The sequence below is a fragment of the Paroceanicella profunda genome (assembly GCF_005887635.2).
Classification (GTDB): Bacteria; Pseudomonadota; Alphaproteobacteria; order Rhodobacterales; family Rhodobacteraceae; genus Paroceanicella; species Paroceanicella profunda.
Map to the genome: position 1 here is coordinate 1,904,066 of NZ_CP040818.1, position 19,459 is coordinate 1,923,524.

The 19,459-nt window shown below is 73.7% G+C and carries 14 protein-coding genes and 2 tRNA genes; 11 read left to right on the forward strand and 5 right to left on the reverse strand.

What is annotated here, in order from left to right; all coding sequences use genetic code 11:
- The first annotated feature begins 200 nt into the window (after positions 1–200).
- The 4 genes from FDP22_RS08505 to FDP22_RS08520 all read left to right on the forward strand — a co-directional run bounded on the left by FDP22_RS08505 (position 201) and on the right by FDP22_RS08520 (position 5,755).
- Positions 201–1,214, forward strand: coding sequence for a methyltransferase (locus FDP22_RS08505; RefSeq protein WP_138572137.1), 1,014 nt, complete (start codon positions 201–203; stop codon positions 1,212–1,214).
- A gap of 178 nt (positions 1,215–1,392) precedes the next feature.
- Positions 1,393–2,406 carry an alpha/beta hydrolase gene (locus FDP22_RS08510; RefSeq protein ID WP_138572136.1) on the forward strand — a complete coding sequence of 338 codons (1,014 nt, stop codon included), beginning with the start codon at positions 1,393–1,395 and terminating at the stop codon, positions 2,404–2,406.
- A 379-nt stretch (positions 2,407–2,785) separates the two neighbouring features.
- On the forward strand, positions 2,786–4,108 hold the full coding sequence (locus FDP22_RS08515; protein WP_138572135.1) for a glutamine synthetase family protein: 1,323 nt from the start codon (positions 2,786–2,788) through the stop codon (positions 4,106–4,108).
- Positions 4,109–4,585: 477 nt separating this feature from the next.
- Positions 4,586–5,755 (forward strand): iron-containing alcohol dehydrogenase, encoded by a 1,170-nt coding sequence (locus FDP22_RS08520; protein ID WP_138572134.1) that lies wholly within the window; start codon positions 4,586–4,588, stop codon positions 5,753–5,755.
- A 555-nt stretch (positions 5,756–6,310) separates the two neighbouring features.
- Here FDP22_RS08520 and FDP22_RS08525 read toward each other — a convergent pair.
- Positions 6,311–7,144 (reverse strand): antibiotic biosynthesis monooxygenase, encoded by an 834-nt coding sequence (locus FDP22_RS08525; protein ID WP_205910862.1) that lies wholly within the window; start codon positions 7,142–7,144, stop codon positions 6,311–6,313.
- A 181-nt stretch (positions 7,145–7,325) separates the two neighbouring features.
- Positions 7,326–7,402, reverse strand: a tRNA-Arg gene (locus tag FDP22_RS08530).
- Between the two features lie 20 nt (positions 7,403–7,422).
- Here FDP22_RS08530 and FDP22_RS08535 point away from each other — a divergent pair.
- On the forward strand, positions 7,423–8,325 hold the full coding sequence (locus FDP22_RS08535) for a protein kinase family protein (RefSeq protein ID WP_138572132.1): 903 nt from the start codon (positions 7,423–7,425) through the stop codon (positions 8,323–8,325).
- Positions 8,326–9,042: 717 nt separating this feature from the next.
- Here FDP22_RS08535 and FDP22_RS08540 read toward each other — a convergent pair.
- Both FDP22_RS08540 and mutL read right to left on the reverse strand, forming a co-directional pair.
- Positions 9,043–10,182 carry a DNA recombination protein RmuC gene (locus FDP22_RS08540; RefSeq protein WP_138572131.1) on the reverse strand — a complete coding sequence of 380 codons (1,140 nt, stop codon included), beginning with the start codon at positions 10,180–10,182 and terminating at the stop codon, positions 9,043–9,045.
- Entirely contained in the window at positions 10,179–12,116 is a 1,938-nt protein-coding gene (gene mutL / locus FDP22_RS08545; RefSeq protein WP_138572130.1) for a DNA mismatch repair endonuclease MutL, read from the reverse strand. Before mutL ends, FDP22_RS08540 begins: the two co-directional genes overlap by 4 nt.
- Before the next feature lie 221 nt (positions 12,117–12,337).
- On the opposite strand from mutL, the gene FDP22_RS08550 reads away from it, so the two are divergent.
- From FDP22_RS08550 to FDP22_RS08560, 3 genes are all read left to right on the forward strand, one after another.
- Entirely contained in the window at positions 12,338–13,672 is a 1,335-nt protein-coding gene (locus tag FDP22_RS08550; RefSeq protein ID WP_138572129.1) for an amidase, read from the forward strand.
- A gap of 272 nt (positions 13,673–13,944) precedes the next feature.
- Positions 13,945–14,853 carry an alpha/beta fold hydrolase gene (locus tag FDP22_RS08555; RefSeq protein ID WP_138572128.1) on the forward strand — a complete coding sequence of 303 codons (909 nt, stop codon included), beginning with the start codon at positions 13,945–13,947 and terminating at the stop codon, positions 14,851–14,853.
- A 649-nt stretch (positions 14,854–15,502) separates the two neighbouring features.
- Entirely contained in the window at positions 15,503–16,264 is a 762-nt protein-coding gene (locus tag FDP22_RS08560) for a gamma-glutamylcyclotransferase (protein ID WP_138572127.1), read from the forward strand.
- Between the two features lie 463 nt (positions 16,265–16,727).
- Here FDP22_RS08560 and FDP22_RS08565 read toward each other — a convergent pair.
- A tRNA-Thr gene (locus FDP22_RS08565) sits at positions 16,728–16,802 on the reverse strand.
- Between the two features lie 83 nt (positions 16,803–16,885).
- On the opposite strand from FDP22_RS08565, the gene FDP22_RS08570 reads away from it, so the two are divergent.
- The 3 genes from FDP22_RS08570 to FDP22_RS08580 are packed head-to-tail and all read left to right on the forward strand — an operon-like array spanning position 16,886 to position 18,852.
- Positions 16,886–17,068, forward strand: coding sequence for a hypothetical protein (locus tag FDP22_RS08570; RefSeq protein ID WP_138572126.1), 183 nt, complete (start codon positions 16,886–16,888; stop codon positions 17,066–17,068).
- A gap of 30 nt (positions 17,069–17,098) precedes the next feature.
- Complete coding sequence (murA, locus tag FDP22_RS08575) at positions 17,099–18,364, forward strand: UDP-N-acetylglucosamine 1-carboxyvinyltransferase (protein WP_138572125.1); 1,266 nt, start codon at positions 17,099–17,101, stop codon at positions 18,362–18,364.
- 8 nt (positions 18,365–18,372) lie between these two features.
- Entirely contained in the window at positions 18,373–18,852 is a 480-nt protein-coding gene (locus FDP22_RS08580) for a DUF2948 family protein (protein WP_138572124.1), read from the forward strand.
- Positions 18,853–19,459: the final 607 nt, after the last annotated feature.

Below are 19,459 nucleotides of genomic sequence, written 5' to 3' on the forward strand. Positions count from 1 at the left end.
CGCCCGCAAAGGGCGCCGGTGCCGGACGCGGGAAGGGCGCTGCCGGGCCGGCGGGCAGGGCGGTTCGGCGCCGGGCGGACCGCGGCCCTGCCCACCTTCGGAGCGGAAATCCGGCCCGCGGGTGGTGCGCTGCCGAAAAACCGCGTAGCATTCCGGTCATTCCACCGAAAATCCTGCCAGATCGCGTCGAGGACATTTGCATGACACTTCTCACCAGGGCCGAAGAGATTTCCGACGTCGCCTTCGGATTCATGGGATCGAAAGCGCTTTTCGCAGCCCTCCACCACGGAGTATTCACCGCGCTCTCCGGGCAGTCGCTCACCGCCGAGCAGGCGGGTGCCGCCACCGGCCTGCACCCGGAGCGCGCGCGCACCCTTCTCACGGCGCTGGCCGCGCTCGGGCTGGTGTCGGTCGAGGGGGAGTGCTTCGCGAACGCCCCGGCCGCCGAGGCCTTTCTGGTGAAGGGGGCGAAGCACGATTTCGGCGATTACCTGCGCCTGCAGGTGGACCGGCAGATGTATCCGCTGCTCGACCAGATCGAGAAGGCGCTGGACAACACCCTGCCCGAGGAGGCCACCGCCTCCTACGCCGACTGGTTCTCCGACCCGGGGGAGGCCGAGCTCTACTCCGCCAGCCAGCACTCCGGCTCGCTGGGCCCGGCGCGCAGCCTCGCGCGCAGCGTGGACCTCTCCGAGGCGCGGCAACTGCTCGATGTCGGCGGCGGCACCGGGGCCTTCGCCATCACCCTGTGTCAGGCCTGGCCGGAGCTGGAGGTGACGATCGTCGATTTCCCGAATGTCGCCGCGCTGGGCACCGCCTATGTGAAGCAGGCCGGGCTGGACGACCGCATCCACTACGCCCCGGGCGACGCGCTGCAGGCGGACTGGCCGCAGGCGCAGGACGCGATCCTGATGTCCTACCTGTTCTCCGGCGTGCCGGGGGAGGCGCATGACGGGCTGCTGAGCCGCGCCTACCAGCATCTCTCGCCGGGCGGGCGGCTGATGATCCATGATTTCGTGGTGAAATCCGACCGTACGGGCCCGAAGCTCGCCGCGCTCTGGCAGCTCCAGCACACGGCCTTCACGCCGGAGGCGCGCTCGCTCGACGATGCCTGGCTGGACGCGGCGCTGGGCAACGCCGGCTTCGCCGAGGCGAGCGTGGAGACCATGATCCCCGGCATGACCATGCTGGCACAGGGCGTGCGGCCCATGTGATCCGGCCCGTCTGGGCAGCCCCGCCCGATGCGCGCTCCGCCGCGGTGCGGGGCGCGTTTCGCCGTCATCGCATAAAAATATCGCGCACGATATTATCGCGCTATTGACGTGGCTGCGACAGTCGCCTAATTAAATCGCACACGATGCAATCGACAGCGATACGAAAGGTGACACGATCATGACCCACGGTTTCCTGAAGGCCGGCGCCGCAATCCTCGCCCTCGCCACCGGCAGTGCCGAGGCCGGGCCGGTGCTCTATCCCGATGCCGCCGCCTTCGTCGCGGCCACCGCGAAGGGCGCCCCGATCTACACCCTCAGCCCAGCGGACGCCCGCGAGGTGCTGCACGGCGCCCAGTCCGGCCCGGTGGCGGCGCCCGCCGTTGACATCGAGGACCGGACCCTGCCCGTCGGCCCGACCGGCACGACGAAGATCCGCATCCTGCGCCCGGCCGGCCTGGGCGATGCCGCCCCCGCCGTGGTGTATTTCCACGGTGCCGGCTGGGTGATGGGCGACACGCTCACCCATGACCGCCTGGTGCGCGAGATCGCGGCCGGCGCGGGCGCCGTGGTGATCTTCGTGGAGTACGAGCGGTCGCCCGAGGCCCGCTACCCGGTGGCCGTCGAGCAGGACTACGCCGTGACCCGCCACGTGGCCGAGCATCCGGAGGAATTCGGCATCGACCCGGCCCGCATCGCCATCGCCGGTGACAGCGTGGGCGGCAACATGACCGCCGTCGTCAGCCTTCTGGCCAAGGAACGCGGCGCGCCCGCCCTCGTCGCCCAACTCCTGTTCTACCCGGTGACGGACGCCGGGCTCGACACCCCGTCCTACGCGCAGTTCGCCGAGGGCCCCTGGCTCACCCGCGCCGCGATGGCGTGGTTCTGGGACCAGTACCTGCCGGAGGAGGCCGCGCGCGAGGACATCCATGTCTCGCCGCTGAACGCGACGCCCGGGCAGCTGGCCGGCCTGCCGCCCGCGCTGGTGATCACCTCGGCCAACGACGTGTTGCGCGACGAGGGCGAAGCCTATGCGGCGAAGCTGATCGCCGCCGGCGTGCCCACGGTGCAGACCCGCTACGCCGGCACGATCCACGATTTCGTGATGCTGAACGCGCTTGCCGACCTGCCGGGCACCCGCGCCGCCATCGCCCAGGCGACCGGCTTCCTGCGCGACCGCTTCGCCGCCCGGTAAGCGCGCCTCCCCCCGCACCGCCGACAGGGCCGCGGTCCCCCCCGGGACGCGGCCCTTCCGCATGCCGGGGCGGCCGCGCCCCGGTCGCGAAACACGCCCCGCCCGTGCCGCGCCGCCGCCGTGCCCGGGCGCCGGCGTCGTGCCCGGACGCCGGCGGTCCTCCCGGTGCCCGCGCGTGGAGATGCGCCCGACACGAGGCGCGCCCTTGCAGGCGTCTCGGGAGGGCCGTCCAGCCCCCGCGCGCGGAGATTTCCTCCCGCCGCGCGGAGAAGGCTTGAGCCTCCGGCCCGGCGCCGCCACACTGCTCAAGGACCGATGGGGGAGAAAAACGCGTGACATACAGCAACTTGACTGCGCGCGCCGCGGCCGGGGCGCGCCGATGAGCGCCGCGCCGCCGCGGCTTCCCGCGGACATCACCGCGATGCACCTGGGGATCTTCGACCTGGACGGCATCTTCCGCCACAAGCGCGTGGAGGCCGCGAAGGCGGAGAAGCTGGCCCGTGACGGCTACAGCTTCTGCGAGGTGCTCCACGCCTGGGACAGCGCGGAACGCACTTGGTCGGACACCGACACCTACATCGATCGCCCCTGCACACTCTTCCCCGAAACCCTGCGTCGCTGGCCCTTCGCGGAGGGGGCGGGCGTGTGGATCGCGGATTTCGACGGCGAATTCGGCGAGAAATCCCCGCGCAACCAGCTGCTGCGCCAGCTGGAGCGCGCCGCGGACATGGGCGTCACGCCGCTCTCGGCCTTCGAGTTCGAGTTCTTCCTGCTGCAGGAGACGCCCGACAGCCTGCGTGCCAAGGCGTTCCGCGATCTGGAACACTACGCCAAGGCGAACCGCACCTACTCGCTGCAATCCGCCGCCGTGAACGAGGAGCTCTTCGCCGATTTCACCGCCTGCATGACCCGGCTGGGCATCGGGCTGGACAGCCTGCACACCGAGCTGGGGCCGGGCTGTTTCGAAGCCCCGCTGAAGGCCGAGGCGGGGGTGAAGGCCGCCGATGACGCCGCGCTGTTCAAGAATTTCGCCAAGGCCTTCTTCCTGCGCCGGGGCCTCACCGCCGCCTTCCTCGCCAAGCTGCGGCCGGATTTGCCGGGCCAGTCCGGCCATTTCCACATCTCGCTGCGCGACGCGGGCGGAACCCCGCTCTTCGCGGATCCGGACGCGCCGGACGGGCTGTCGGAGCTGGCGCGGCATTTCCTCGGCGGGGTGCTGGCGCTGATGCCGGAGATGCTGGCGCTGCCCGCGCACACGGTGAACGCCTATCGCCGCATGGTGCCCGGGGCATGGTCGCCGACCTGGGCCAGCTGGGGGGTGCAGAACCGCACCTGCGCCGTGAGGGTGATCACCGACACGCCGGAGGCGACCCGGCTGGAATTCCGCGTTCCGGCGGCAGACACGAACCCGCATGCCACCATGGCCTTCGTGCTGGCCGCCGGGCTGCACGGCATCGAGACCGGCGCCACCCCGCCGCCGCCGCAGGAGGGCAGCGCCTATCTCGTGACGCCGGAGCCCGCCCGCCGCTTCCCGCGGGACCTGCACGCGGCGGCGGACCGGCTGGAGGCCTCCGACACCGCGCGCGCCCTGTTCGGGGACGCCTTCGTCGACCATCTCGCCTTCGCCCGCCGGCACGAGGCGCTGGAGGCCGCGCGACAGGTCACCGAATGGGAGCTGCGCCGCTACCTGGAAATCCTCTGAGCCGCCATGGCCGTTGCCGGGGAGAGGGGACGGGCACCGTTCGGCGGACAGGGCCTGAGCCGGTGCCGCGCCTCCGCCCGGCGTGTCGGGGGTCGGGCGCCGGCCGCCGAAGGGGGATCGGACCGGTCGGGGATCGACTTCGCTGCCGTCGTGCCTGCTGCCGGTCCGTCTGCTGTCCGCCTGCTGCCGGTTGCCCGCAGCAGCTCACGTGCCGTCCGCCCGCCGCCATCGGCCGGATGGAAACCCTGCCGCCGGGGGAGGCGGCTCTGCATCGCCGCCATGGCGCTCGGCGTTGCCTGCTGCCACCCCGCCCGATCCGCGCCCGCCAGCCGGCCGCCGCCGCGCTGCCGCGCCAGCGCCATTCCGCCCGGCCCGCGCAGGCCAGCCACCTGCCGCCCGCGCCTTCCGACCCGAGCTTCCTGAGCCATGACCGTTTGCCCCCCATCCGCCGATCCGCCCCAGAAAAAGGACCTCCCGATGTTCGACATCCCTCCCGGCCTCTCCCGCAACTGGTCCTGGCCCACCGACATCCGCTTCGGCGCCGGCAGGCTGGCCGAACTGCCGGACATCGTGGCCGGTCTGGGCGCGCGCAACCCGCTGTTCGTCACCGATGCGGGCCTCGCGCGGCTGCCGCTCGCCGCCCGGGCGCTGGCGGTGCTGGAGGGCGCCGGCCTCGCGCATGGCGCCTTCACCGACATCCAGCCGAACCCCACGGGCGCGCAGGTCTCCGCCGGGGTGGAGGCCTTTCGCGCCGGGGGACATGACGCGGTGATCGCCTTTGGCGGCGGCAGCGGGCTTGACGCGGCGAAGGCCATCGCGCTCATGGTCCACCAGTCCCGGCCGATCTGGGATTTCGAGGATGTGGGCGACAACTGGACCCGGGTGGACACCTCCGCCCGCGTGCCCGTGGTGGCGCTGCCCACCACGGCGGGAACCGGCTCGGAACTGGGCCGCTCCTCGGTCATCACCGACACGGCGCGGCACCGCAAGATGATCATCTTCCACCCGATCATGCTGCCGCATGTGGCGGTGCTGGACCCGGAGCTGACGCTGGACCTTCCGCCCGCGCTCACCGCCTCCACCGGCATGGACGCGCTGTGCCACGCGCTGGAGACCTGGATCACCCCGAACTTCCACCCCATGGCCGACGGTCTCGCCCTGCAGGCGCTGCGGATGATCCGCACCGCGCTGCCCCGGGCCTTCGCCGACGGGCAGGACCTGGGCGCTCGCGCGCAGATGCTGGTGGCCTCGGGCATGGCCTGCGTGGCGCTGCAGAAGGGGCTCGGCGCGGTGCACGCGCTTTCCCACGCGCTGGGGGCGGTGCACGACGCCCCGCACGGGCTGCTGAACGCGATCCTGCTGCCGCATGTGATCGGGTTCAACCGTGCCGCCGCCGAGCCGCGCCTCACCGAGCTGGCCGGCCTGCTGGATCTGCCGGAGCGGTCGGGCGCCGGGGTGGTGGCCTGGCTCGCCGGGCTGCGCGACACTCTCGGCATCCCCGAGACGCTCGCCCCGCTCGGCATAGACCGCAGCCGCCTGGAGGAAACGGTGAACCTCGCGCTCGCCGACCCCTGCGCCGCCGCGAACCCGGTGCCGCTGACACGCGACACCGTCGCCGCCCTGCTCCGCGCTGTGATCCCCGGCTGAGGGGAGGGCGGGACGCGCCGGATCTCTCTCCGGCGGGGCGGTGCGCCAGCCCTGCGCGGAAAGTCGGGGGGGGGCGCGGGTCGACGGGGTCCGCCGCGAATCCGCTGGCGCTGACACGCGGCACGGTCGCTGCCCTGCTCTGCGTGGTAACCCCCGGCCGAGGGGAGGGCGCCGAATCTTTCCGGCGGCGAGGAGAGGCCAGAACGCCGCCGGCCGGCGTTGCGGAGGGATGCCGGGTCGTGGATGCGCCCGGGCCGCGCCGGCCGGTCTCGCCCGCCGCGGCCCCCGTGGCGTTGACACGCGACGCCGTCGCCGCCCTCCTCCGCGTGGTGATCCCCGGCTGAGGGGGGCGGGACGGGGCGCCGAACCATTCCGGCGGGGAGGAAAGGCGAAAACGCCGCCGCCCGGCACTTCTGGGGGAACCCGGGTCGCGGGAGGGCCCGGGCCGCGCCGGTCGGCCCTGTCCGCCGTGAACCCGGTATGCTGGCACGCGAACGGTCGCCGCACTGCTCCGCGCAGGGACACTCCTCGCGGGGGGCCGCCCCCGCAGCCGGCTCAGCGCGGAGCGGGCACCCAGCGTCTTGCGTCGGCGCCGCGGGGATAGTCGATGCCACCGGGGTAGGTGAGCAGTTCGAAGAGCAGGCCCCAGGGCGTGCGGCCGTAGACGCCGCTGTTGCCGGGCCGGTCCTCGGGGCCGGCAAGGGGATGCGGGTCGGACAGCACCTGCCCGCCGGCCGCCTTGACCTTGCGCAGGGCGGTGTCCATGTCGTCCACGTAGAGGCCGATATGGGTGAGGCCGAGGTCGTTCAGCGCCGGTTCCGGGCGCTGGTCGGCGCCCGCGACCTCGAACAGTTCCAGCGTCACGCTGTCGCCGATCCGCAGCTGGCGCATGTGGGTGATGCGCGCGCCTTCGGGCAGGCCGAGCTGGCGCTCCGTGTCCGGCCCGGCCATGGGCGGCGCGTCCGGGGTGGTCACGTCGTAGCTGTGCCGCGCGCCGAAGGCCTCCTCGAAGAACCGGCTCGCGGCCGGCACGTCCGGCACGGTGATGCCCACATGGTCCGCTCCGCGCACCGGCGCGTGGCCCTCCGGCGCGGGGCGTGCGGTCTCCTCCAGCGGAATCACCTCCGCACTCCCGCCCAGGGCGACGCCGGCGAGGCCGGCCTGGAAGGCGCGGCTGTGCTCCGCCGCGCCATGCGCTGCCAGCGCCCGGGCATCGCGGTAGGTCTCGAGCATCACGATGCGGCCGGGCGCACCGGCGCGGTGCAGGGCGCGGAGCGCGATGCAGCCGGGTTCGCGGCGGGTGGCGGCGGCGAAACGGGAGACCAGGCGGGCAAGCTCGGTCTCGCGGCCCGGCGCGGCGTCGACATGGATGAGCCTGGAAAGTGTCATGCGGATGTCCTTTCGTGCAGTGCTGGTGCGCCCGGTCAACGGCGGGAAAAAGCCATGTGTTCCCAGGGGCATGCGCATTCCGGCCCTGCGCCATGCGCAAGGCGCGCGCCGGCAGGGCGCGGGCACGCGGGCGGCAGCACGGCCGGGTGCCGCGCAGGATCCGGTTCAGCCTGTGTGAAAATGGTGACCCCGGCGCGATTCGAACGCGCGACCTACCGCTTAGGAGGCGATTGCTCTATCCAGCTGAGCTACGGGGCCAACGGAAACAGGGTTTACAGATGCGGGTCGATCCGGTCAACGCGCGAAGCCATGCCGCGCGACAGGGCGCGGCACTTCCCCCGGCGCTGGCAGAGGCCCTGGCCGCGACCGGGCTCGGGCCCGTGCACCCGGCGGATTTCGCCCCCGCCGCCGGCGGCAACACCAACCGGGTCTGGCGCTGGCAGGCGCGCGACGGGGCGCTGGGGGTGAAACTGGTGCTGCCGGGGGGCGGCACGCCGCTGTTCCCGAACGATCCCGTCGCGGAATTCCGCGCGTTGCAGGCGCTGGAGGGCACCGGCCTCGCCCCCCGGCCGCTGGCGCTGTGCCCGGTGGGGCCGGGGCGGGCGCTGATCTATCGCTGGGTCGAGGGGCCCGCCTGGGACGGGGACCCGGCCAGGCTGGCCCGCCTGCTGCGCCGGCTGCATGCCCGGCCCGTGCCGCCCGGCCTGCGCGCCATGGCGGCTGACCCGCTGGCGCAGGGCGCGGCGATGCTCGCGGGCCTGCCCGGGGACCCGCGCCGCGCCGCGCTGGAGGCGCTGCGCCCCGCGCCCGGGGCGGGGCCCGCGGGGCCGGAGGTGTTCCTGCACAGCGACGTGGTGCCGGCCAATATCGTGATGGCGCCGGAGCCGGTGCTGATCGACTGGCAGTGCCCGGCGCGCGGCGAGGCGGTGGAGGACATCGCCGTGGCGCTCTCCCCCGCGATGCGCCGGGTCTACGGCGGCCCGCCGGTGGATCCGGCCGAACCGGCCCGCTTCCTCGCGGCCTATGCAGACCCGGAGACGGCGCGCCGCTTCACGGCCCGTGCCCCGGCGCTGCACTGGCGCATGGCGGCCTATTGCCTGTGGCGCGCGGCGCAGGGCGGGCCGCTGGCGCAGGCCTATGCGGAGGGGTTCGAGGCGGAGCTGGCACTGCTTTCCGGCTGATCTCTCCGCCGGGGAGGGGACGGCGCGGCGCGTCGGATGGCCGGATGGCTCTGTCAGGGGGGGCGTCTCCACGGGACATCGTGGCGGACGGGCCCGCATGGCGAAGGGCTCCGGGCGACGCAGGTGTCCGGCCGACGGACGGACCCGGATGGCCCTCGGCTCCGGTCAGCGGTCAGTTCAGGAGGAGCGGTCAGTTCCGGATAACAGTCGGGGCCGGATGACGGAGGGCTCCGGATGACGGTCGGCTCCGGACAGCGGTTGGTTACAGGTGGCCGACGGCGCCGGATAGCGGTCGGGCCCGGACGACGGACGGACCGGGTTGGTCTTCGGGTCCGGATGGTCGACGAGGCCGGATGCGGTCAGTCCGCAGAACGGTCGGCTCCGGATTGGCGGACGGGTCCAGGAGACCGCCCATGCAGGGGGGCGCAATGCGGCTGTGCCCCGGTTCCGGCGGAGAGCCTTTCACGCCATCCGCTCAGGGGGGGAGCGCCGGAGCGGACTTGAGGGACACTCCGGCGGCGCTGATCGCGCGGGCGAGGCGAACACGCTGGTTCTTTCCGGACCCAGCTACGCCGGGCGCTGTTCGCGCGGGCGAGGCGGTGTGTGTGGGGGGCGCTGCGCGCGCGAGCGCGCGGGCGGGGCGCTGCACGCCGGTGGAGATGACGCGGACGGCCGGGGTGGACGGCGCTGGTCGCGCACGCGGGGCGCCCCGCCCGGTCAGCGCCGCTGCGGAACGGCGACGGCCGGGCGGGGCGCCTCTGCCGCGGCGGTGTCGAAGTCGAAGGCCTCCAGCTTCAGCGCCCGGTTGCCGGCCTTGGTGGCGGAGACCTTGATCTCCTCCACATCGCGCGCCGCCTGGTCGAAATGCCGGTCGAGGTTGCCCACCCGGTCCACCAGCCGCTCCATGTCCTTGTGCAGCAGGCCCAGTTCGCGGCGGATGGCGCCGGCCTGCTCGCGCATCCGGGCATCCTTGAGAATGGCGCGCAGGGTGTTGAGCGTGGCCATGCAGGTGGTGGGGGAGACGATCCACACCCGGAGCTCGAACCCCTCGCGCACCACCTCGGAGAAATTGGCATGCAGCTCCGCGTAAACCGCCTCGGAGGGCAGGAACATCAGCGCGCTGTCGGCGGTCTCGCCCTCGATGATGTAGCGCTCGGAGATGGCGCGCAGGTGGTGGCGCACCGCGAGGCGGAAGTGGCGGGCGGCCTCCTCGCGCTCGCGCTCGGTGCGCGCGGCGCGCAGGCCCTCCCAGGCCTCCAGGGGGAATTTCGAATCGATGGCGATGGTGCCCGGCGGGTTGGGCAGGTGCAGCAGACAGTCCGCCCGGCGGCCGTTCGAGAGCGTGGCCTGCAGGGTGTAGGCGTCCGGCGGCAGGGCGTTGCCGACGATGTCGGCGAGCTGGATCTCGCCGAAGGCGCCGCGCGCCTGCTTGTTGGACAGGATGTCCTGCAGGCCCAGCACGTCGCCGGAGAGCTTCTCGATCTTGGACTGGGCGCGGTCGATGGCCTCCAGCCGCTGCTGCAGGTCGCCGAGCGAGCGGGCGGTGCGGGTGGCGGTGCCGTGCAGGGTGACGGTCATGCCCTTCTGCACCTCCTCCAGGCGGCGCTCCATCATCTCGGCCATGCGGGCCTGGGCGGCGGCCTGGGCCTCGGAGACCGAGCGCAGCCCGCCGGCAAGCTGGGACTGGCCCTGGTCCAGCCGGCGGATGGCGGTGTCGAGCCCGATCACCGCCTCGGTGAGGGCGCGCGCCTCGGCGCCGGTGTCCCGGCGCGGGCGCAGCAGCAGCGCGAGGAGCAGGAGAGTGACGGCGCCGGCCAGCACCCAGGCGAGCGGAAGGGTCTCTGGCAGGGCGGTCATCGGCGGCCGAAGAGCTTCTCGATCTCGGCGAGCGAGAGTTCCACCCAGGTGGGGCGGCCGTGGTTGCACTGGCCGGAATGCGGCGTGGCCTCCATCTCGCGCAGGAGGGCGTTCATCTCCTCCACGCTGAGGCGGCGGCCGGAACGCACCGAGCCGTGGCAGGCCATGCGGGACATGATCGCCTCCAGCCGGCTCTCCAGCAGGGCGGAGCTGCCCATGTCCGCGAGCTCGTCGCCGATGTCGCGCAGGAGGGCGGCGGCGTCGCAGCGGCCGAGCATGGCCGGCGTCTCGCGCACGCAGATGGCACCGGCGCCGAAGGGCTCGATGGTCAGGCCGAGGGCGGAGAGCGCCTCGGCATGGCCGAGCAGCCGCTCCGCATCCTCGCCCGACATCTCCACGATCTCGGGCATGAGCAGGGTCTGCGCGGCGATGCCGGCCTTCGCGTACTGCGCCTTGAAGCGCTCGTAGACCAGGCGCTCATGCGCGGCGTGCTGGTCCACCACCACCATGCCGGTGGCGGTCTGGGCGACGATGTAATTCTCGTGGAGCTGGGCCCGGGCGACGCCGAGGGGCGGCAGATCGGAGGCGTCCTCCGGCCGGGCACCGGCCGCCTCGGACGCCCCTGAAGGGGCGGCCTCGCCGGCCGGGCGCGGATCTTCGACCCGCGCGGACCAGCCCCCCAGTTCGGCGAAACCGGGCTGGCGCCGGTGCGGCTGGCCGTACGGGGCCTGGGCCTCCCAGGCCGTGGAGAGCGCGCCGGCGGAGGGGCGCGGCGGCGGGGTGTATCCGCCGCCCGGGCGGGACGGCCAGGGGCCCACGGGGCGCCCGCCCTCGGGCCGGAAGGCGCCGAGGGCGGCGGTGGAGACCGTGGTCGCCGCCCGGTGCCCGGCGCCGGCCAGCGCATGCATCAGGGCAGAGACGATCAGCCCGCGCGCGATGCCCGGCTCGCGGAAGCGCACCTCGGATTTCGCCGGGTGCACGTTCACGTCCACCCGCTCGGGCGCGATGTCGAGGAAGAGCGCGGCGGCGGGGTAGCGGTCCCGGCTGAGGAAGTCGGAATAGGCGGCGCGCAGCGCGCCGGTGAGCACCTTGTCCTGCACCGGGCGGCCGTTCACGAACAGGAACTGCTGCACGGAGGAGCCGCGCGAATAGGTGGGCAGGGCGGCGTAGCCGGTGAGCCGCAGCCCGTCGCGCTCCGCGTCGATCGGCAGCGCATTCTCCGCGAAACCGGCGCCGAGCAGGGTGCGCAGCCGGGCGAGGCGGGCCTCGGGCAGCGCGCCGGTCTCGCGCCGGGCCTGGAAGGTCACCCGCCCCTCGCCGCCGCCGGTGACGTCGCGCAGGGTGATCGCGGTGAAGGGGGCGGCGAGGGAGAGGCGGCGGACCGTCTCGCTCACCGCCTGCATCTCCGAGCGGTCGGTGCGCAGGAACTTCAGCCGGGCGGGGGTGGTGTGGAACAGGTCGCGCACCTCGACCACGGTGCCGACCGGCAGGGCCGCGGGGGTGACCGGGCCCATCTCGCCGGAGGTCACGCGCAGCTCCGCCGCCTCTGCCGAGCCCTCGGCCCGGGAGGTGAGGGTGAGCCGGGCGACCGAGCCGATGGAGGGCAGCGCCTCGCCGCGGAAGCCGAAGGAGCGGATGTCGAGCAGGTTGGTGCCGTCGATCTTCGAGGTGGCGTGGCGCGAGAGGGCGAGGCCGAGCTCACCCGCCGGGATGCCGTGGCCGTCATCGGTCACCCGGATCAGCGTCTTGCCGCCGTCGGCCACCGCGATGTCGATGCGCCGGGCGCCGGCATCGAGCGCATTCTCCATGAGTTCCTTGACCGCGGAGGCCGGGCGTTCGACCACCTCGCCGGCGGCAATACGGTTCGCGGCCGCCTCGTCCAGTTGACGGATCTGCGGCAGGCTACGGCTTATCTTGGGGCTCTCGGCGTTCATGACACCATCTTTAGCTCTTCCCCGCCGATTCCGCGAGAGCGAGATTTGCGGGCCCCCGCCCGGCCGGGCGCCCGGCCCGCCGCCCTGCCCCGAGCGGCCGCCCGGCCGCGAGACGAGGGCGCGAGCGGCCCGGCCAGGGCCGCTCTCCGCCGGATCACCCCCGCTTGCAGCCCGCGACCCGCTTCGCTACCGTCGCGGCGCAGCCAAGGGGGAGACGGGACATGGACAAGACACTGACGGGCGCGACCGCCTGCGATCTGGGCCGGGGAATCGGCGCGGGCGAGATCGATCCGGAGGCGCTCACCGAGCATTTCCTCTCCGCCATCTCCGCCCACCCGGAAGCCGGGCGCATCTATGCCCGCACCACGCCGGACCGCGCCCGCGCCGAGGCCGCCGCCGCTGCCCGGAGGGCCCGGGACGGGCTGCGCCGCGGCCCGCTCGACGGGGTGCCGATCTCCTGGAAGGACCTGTTCGACACCGCGGGCACCGCCACGGAAGCCGGCTCCGCACTGCTGGCCGGGCGCACCCCGTCGCGCGATGCGCGGGTTCTGGAGCGCGCCACCCGCGCCGGCCTCGTCTGCCTGGGCAAGACCCACATGTCCGAGCTTGCCTTCTCCGGCATCGGGATCAACCCGGTCACCGCCACCTCGCCGAACGTGAACGACCCCGACCGGGTGCCCGGCGGCTCCTCCTCCGGCGCGGCGGCCTCCGTGGCCTTCGGTCTCGCACCGGCCGGCATCGGCTCGGACACCGGCGGCTCGGTGCGCGTGCCCGCGGCCTGGAACGATCTCGTGGGCTTCAAGACCACGCATGGCTGGCTGCCGCTGGACGGGGTCGTGCCGCTTGCCGCCGGGTTCGACACCGTGGGCCCGCTGTGCCGCTCCGTCGAGGATGCCGCGGCCCTTGCCTTCACCATGGCGGGCGCGCCGATCCCCGACCTCGCCGGCAGCCGGCCGGACCGCCTCCGCCTGCTGGTGCTGGAGACCGTCGCCCTGGATGATCTCCGCCCCGAGCCGCAGGAAGGGTTCGAGCGCGCCGTCTCCCGGCTGGCGGAGGCCGGGGCCGGCATCACCCGCGCCCCGGTGCCCTGCCTCGCCGATGCGATGGGCCTCTCGGCGACGCTGTTCGCGGGCGAGGCCTGGGCGGAATGGGGCGAGACCATCGAGGCCAACCCCGACGTGATGTTCGATCAGGTGCGCGAGCGCTTCCGCACCGGCCGCGATGTCTCCGCCGCGCGCTGGCTGCGCGACCGCGCCAGGATGCGCGCCCTGCGCGGCGCCTGGACCGCGGCCGTGGGCGCCTACGACGCCGTTCTGGTCCCCAGCTCGCCGATCCTGCCGCCGCTCACCGAGCGGATGATGCAGGACCAGGAGTATTACGTGCGCGAGAACCTGCTGGCCCTGCGCAACACCCGCATCGGCAACCTGATGGATTCCTGCGGCGTGACCCTGCCCACCGGCGTGCCCTCCTGCGGCATCACCGCGCTCGGCCTCGCCGGGCAGGACCGCGCCATCCTGCGCGTGGCCGCCGCGATGGAGGCCGTGCTCGCCGCCTGACCCGGGAGGGGCGCCCGCGCCCGCCCCGGGACATCCCGCGTGGCAGACAGGCGCCGCCGGCCCTTGACCCGGAGGCGCCCGTGCGGCTGATGTGGGCCGGTCTGGCCCGGAGAGGATCATGGACCCGAAACCCAGCCGCAGCGGCGCAGGGGGCACCGACGCCCGGTCCGACAGCGGGCCTGGCCTGCCCCGGCCGTCCTTCACGGCGCGCGCCGCGCCCCGCCGCACTCCGGATCGGCCCCGCCCCGCACGGCGCGGAGCGGGGTGAGCGCATGGCCGGGTTCACCGACATCGGCGCCTCCCCCTTTCTGGACGGTTTTGCGCTGCGCGATTTCCGCCCCGACGACGGTCCACGCATCCGCTTCGCCATCGCCGGGCAGGGAAAGCCGCTGCTCCTGCTCCACGGGCATCCGCAAACCCACGTGACCTGGCGCAAGGTCGCGCCGGCGCTGGCGCGGGACTTCACGGTGATCGCGCCTGACCTGCGCGGCTACGGCGACAGCGAGAAGCCCGGGGGCGGGCCCGCCCATATTGCCTATTCGAAGCGCGAGATGGCGCGCGACCCGCTGGCGCTGATGACCGCGCTCGGCCACCCGCGCTTCGCGGTTGCGGGGCATGACCGGGGCGGGCGGGTTGCGCATCGGCTGGCGCTCGATCACCCGGATGCGGTGGCGCGCATGGCGCTGCTCGACATCGCGCCCACGGCGACGATGTACGCGCGCACCGACAAGGCCTTCGCGACCCGCTACTTCTGGTGGTTCTTCCTCATCCAGCCCTTCCCGCTGCCCGAAACGATGATCGGCGCGGACCCGGCCTTCTTCCTGCGCCGCCACATCGAGGGACAGACCAGGGTCCCGGGGGCCACCGAGCCCGCGGCCTTCGAGGAATACCTGCGCTGCTACATGGACCCGGCCACGCGCCACGCGATCTGCGAGGATTACCGCGCCGCGGCCGGCGTGGACCTCGAGCATGATGCCAGCGATGCCGACACGCGCATCCGGGCGCCCGTGCACGCGCTCTGGGGCGCGCAGGGCACGGTCGGCCAGCTCTACGACGTGCTGGCAACCTGGCGCGAGAAGGCCGTCACGGTCACCGGGCGGGCGCTCGACTGCGGGCACACGCTGCAGGAGGAACGCCCCGAGGCGCTGCTGGAGGAGTTCCGCCGCTTCTTCGGCGCCTGACCTCGGGCACCCCGTACCGGCGGGACCCCACGTGGCGCCTCACCGCGCGCCGCACCGGCCGGGCCCTGCATGGCACCTGACCCCGCGCGCCGCACTGGTCGGGCCCTGCGTGGCGCCCGACTTCGTGCCCCATACCGGCCGGGCCGCGCAGGACGTCCGACTTCGCGCCCCGCACCGGTCGGGCTGCGCACAGCCCCTCACCGCGTGCGCCGCACCTGCCGGGCCCTGCGTGGAGGCTGACGCTGCGCGCCGCACCGGCCGGGCCCTGCGTGGAGGCTGACGCTGCGCTCCGCTCCGGCCGGGCCCCGCTTGGTGCCCGATCCTGCGCGCCGCACCGGCCGCACCGCGTGTGGTGCCGGGCCCTGCACATCCCACTGGCCGGGCCGCGTGTCGACTTCTCGAACCGCGGGCAGGGCTTCATGGAACAGGCCGCGCGGCAAGCGCCTGCGCGCGGCTTCCGCCACGGAGCGCAACAGGCCGGATGCCGGCCCGGCTGCGGCCGGGGAGGTTGGCCGAGGGGGCCCGGGCCCTCCCGGCCACGGCCGCGCCACCCGCGATCTCGTGCGCCGGAACGGTTGCACCCGGCCCGTGTCGACCGTAGGCCTAGGGAGCATGCCGCCGGTCATCCGCAGTTCAGCAAGGAATCCCGATGCCCTTCGCCCCCGATGCCTTCCGCCATCACCCCGGCCTCGCGGGCAAGATCCGTGACCCGGAGGCAAGCTTCTTCCGCGACCTGGACCTTGCCGAGGTCGACCGGATCTGGGCCGAGAGCGGCATGCGTGCCAACACGCGCTACAGCGACGCGCTCCGCGAGGAGATGCGCCGCGAGACGCTGGCGCCGTGGCAGGGGGAGGACATCTGGGTCTTCGCCTACGGCTCCCTCATGTGGGACCCGGCGGTCTATTTCGCCGAGGTGCGCCGGGCACGCCTGCCGGGGTATCGGCGCAGCTTCTGCCTGGTGGACCGGTCGGGAGCGCGCGGGACGGCCGAGGCGCCCGGCCTGATGGCGGCGCTGGACATCGGACCGGCCTGCGACGGGCTGGTGTTCCGTCTCGCCGCCGACACCGCCGACCGCGAGTCCGAGGTGATCTGGCGGCGCGAGATGATGGCGCCGTGCTACAGGGCGGTCTTCGCGCCGGTGGAAACCTCCCACGGCCCCGTCGAGGCGCTGTGTTTCGTGGCGGACCCGGAGGCCGCCATGATCGACACGGGAATCAGCCACGCGGACCAGGTCCGGTATCTCGCCACCGGCGTCGGGCGGCTGGGAACCAGCCGCGAATACCTGGAGAACGTCATCCTGGGGTGCCGGGAACTCCGGATCGAGGATCCGGACCTCGACGCCCTGCTCGCGGCGGTGGATGCCTGGCCCGGGCCGGGCACCGTATCGGGAGAGCTGGTGAGGGAGGGCTGAACGCCACCGTGGCGGGACCTCGCGGCCTCCGCGGCGCGGGCCTGCCGGCCCGGGAAGCCTCGCGCCGCTTGCGGCTTTCGCCGGGTCCGCCCCGATCCGATCCGGACCCGGATCTGCGCGGCGGCCCGGGCAGGGCCGGACAAACCCCCTCTTCCGGCGCGCCGAGGGCCAGGCGCCACGGGCGAGGAGCCGTCGCTGCCGCTGCAACCCGTCGGCCGCATCGCCCGGGCCGGGCCCGGATGGCGCCCGGGCAGACGCGCCGGAGGGACTGCGCGCGTTCCTGCCCCTCGGGCGGGTGGGCCCGCCCTTCTCCGAATCGCTTGGCTCTCGCGGAGGCGCTCCGGCGCGTGCGGTCACCCCGGCGCCGGGACGCGGCGCGCCCCGGGCGCTCCCGCCGGCACGGCCGTGCGCGGCGCACCCGCGGTCAGGACGCCTGATCTCATAACGATTTCATGGGGGTGACTGGTGCTGCCGGAGAGATTTGAACTCTCGACCTCTCCCTTACCAAGGGAGTGCTCTACCCCTGAGCTACGGCAGCGTCGGGGGGCCTTTTAGCCGATCGGGCGGGGAGTGCAAGCCTAAATCTGGACCCGCTGTCAGGGTTGCGCTAAAAGCCCTGTCATGTCGGAGGATGGGAACAGCAAGGCCGGTGCCGGCGCGGGCGGCAAGCGCGCCCGGGAGGGCGGTGCGGCCAGTCGCGAGGAGCGGTTGGCGGCCGCGCTCAGGGCGAATCTGCAACGCCGCAAGGCACAGGGCCGGGCGCGTGCGGCCTCCGACGATTCCGAGGCAGACGAAGAGACCTGAACACGGGTCCGGACGAGAGGCAGGCCAGACATGGACAAGATCATCGTGACCGGGGGCAAGCCCCTGAACGGCGAGATCGTGATTTCCGGCGCGAAGAACGCCTGTCTCACGCTCATGCCGGCGGCGCTGCTCACCGATGAGCCGCTCACCCTCACCAATGCGCCGCGGCTGTCGGACATCGCCACCATGACCGACCTGCTGCGCAGCCTGGGCTGCGAGGTGGCGGCGCTGCAGTCCGGCCGGGTGCTGGCGCTGGGGGCGGAGACCATCGCCTCCACCCGGGCCGACTACGAGATCGTGCGCAAGATGCGCGCCTCGATCCTGGTGCTGGGGCCGCTGCTGGCGCGCGAGGGCCATGCGGAAGTGTCGCTGCCCGGCGGCTGCGCCATCGGCGCGCGGCCGGTGGACCTGCACCTGCGCGGGCTGGAGGCGCTGGGCGCGGAGCTGGACCTGCGCGACGGCTATGTGCACGCGAAGGCACCGGGCGGGCTGAAGGGCGCGGTGTTCGAGCTGCCCTTCGCCTCGGTGGGCGCCACCGAGAACATGCTGATGGCCGCCACGCTGGCGAAGGGCACCACGGTGCTGAAGAACCCCGCGCGCGAGCCGGAGATCGTGGACCTGGCCCGCTGCCTGCGCGCGATGGGCGCGCAGATCGAGGGCGAGGGCACCGGGGAGATCACCATCCAGGGCGTGGAGCGGCTGCACGGCGCCACGCACCGCGTGGTGGCGGACCGCATCGAGCTGGGCACCTACATGCTCGCCCCGGCCATCGCCGGCGGCAGGGTGGAGCTGATCGGCGGCGAACGCGCGCTGCTCGGCGCCTTCTGCGACAAGCTGGAGGAGGCGGACATCGCGGTGGAGGAGACCGCCCGCGGCCTGGCGGTGAGCCGGCGCAACGGGGTGATCCGCCCGCTGCATGTGGTGACCGAGCCCTACCCGGGCTTTCCCACCGACCTGCAGGCGCAGATGATGGCGCTGCTCTCGCTCGGTTCGGGAGAGAGCGTGCTGGAGGAGCGGATCTTCGAGAATCGCTTCATGCATGCGCCGGAGCTGCTGCGCATGGGCGCGCGCATCGACGTGCATGGCGGAACGGCGAGGGTGACCGGGGTGGACACCCTGCGCGGCGCGCCGGTGATGGCGACGGATCTGCGCGCCTCGGTGAGCCTCATTCTCGCCGGGCTGGCCGCGGAGGGTGAAACCACGGTGTCTCGTGTCTATCATCTCGACAGGGGCTATGAGCGCCTCGAGGACAAGCTCTCGGCCTGCGGCGCGCAGGTCGAGCGTGTGAAAGGATAGGAACGGCGATGAGCGGTGACGCACGGTTCGAGGATGCGGGCGAGGGCCCCCTGCGGCTGAAGGCGGAAACGGCCGAGGACCTCACGGTGATCTCGGCGCTGGTCCAGGACGCGGTGACCACGGTGGGCGATGTCGCTTTCGCGCAGCGTCACCACCGGCTGGCGCTGCTGGTGAACCGGTTCCGCTGGGAGGACAGGGTGGCCGCGGAACGCGCCGGCCGTGCCTACGAGCGGGTGCGCAGCCTGCTGGTGGTCGAATCGGCGCTCTCGGTGCGCTCGAACGGGCTGGACCGGAGCGCGAAGGACACCGTGCTCTCCGTGCTCTCCCTGGCCTTCGAGCCGGCGGAGGAGGGGGCGGGCACGCTCACCCTCCTGCTGGCGGGAGACGGGGAGATCGCGGTGACGGTCGAATGCCTGGACGTGAGCCTCACCGACGTCACCCGGCCCTACGTGGCCCCCTCCGGCAAGGCGCCGGGCCACGGGGACTGACCCGGCCCTCGCGACCGGCCGCGCCGGAGCGGCTGCCACGCGAAGCGGCGGCCGGGGTGCCCGCGGTTCGGGCCCCGGCCGGGCGAGCCGGACCGAGACGGTCCGACGGATCCCGCGCCGCCGCCCATGCACGCGCCCGCGACCGGACACCCTTGCCCGCCGCCCGCGACCGGGATACCTGCGACCAGCCACCCGTGCCCGCCGCCTGGGGCGGGGAAACCTGTGACTGGTCACTCTTGGCCGCCGCCCACAGTCCGCGACCGGGAGACCTGTGATCGGTCACTCCAGCCTGTCGCCTGCGACGGGGAACCCTGTGACCGGTCACCCGTACCCGCCGCCCACAGTCCGCGACCGGGATACCTGTGATCGGTCACCCCTGCCTGCCGCCCGCTGCCCACGACCCGGAAACCCGCGACCGACCGGACCTGCCTGCCGCCCGGTTCTCCCGTTCGGCGGCTTGCACGGAGAGACCGTCCTCCGGTCCCGCTGCCCGGGCCGGCCACCGGGCTTTGCCGGCCGGGCCTCCTGCCTGCCCTCGCCGCCCGGACCCGGCCGGGGGAGCGGCTCGGGGGGCATCGAGCCCCCGCTCGCCGCTGGCCGCAGGCAC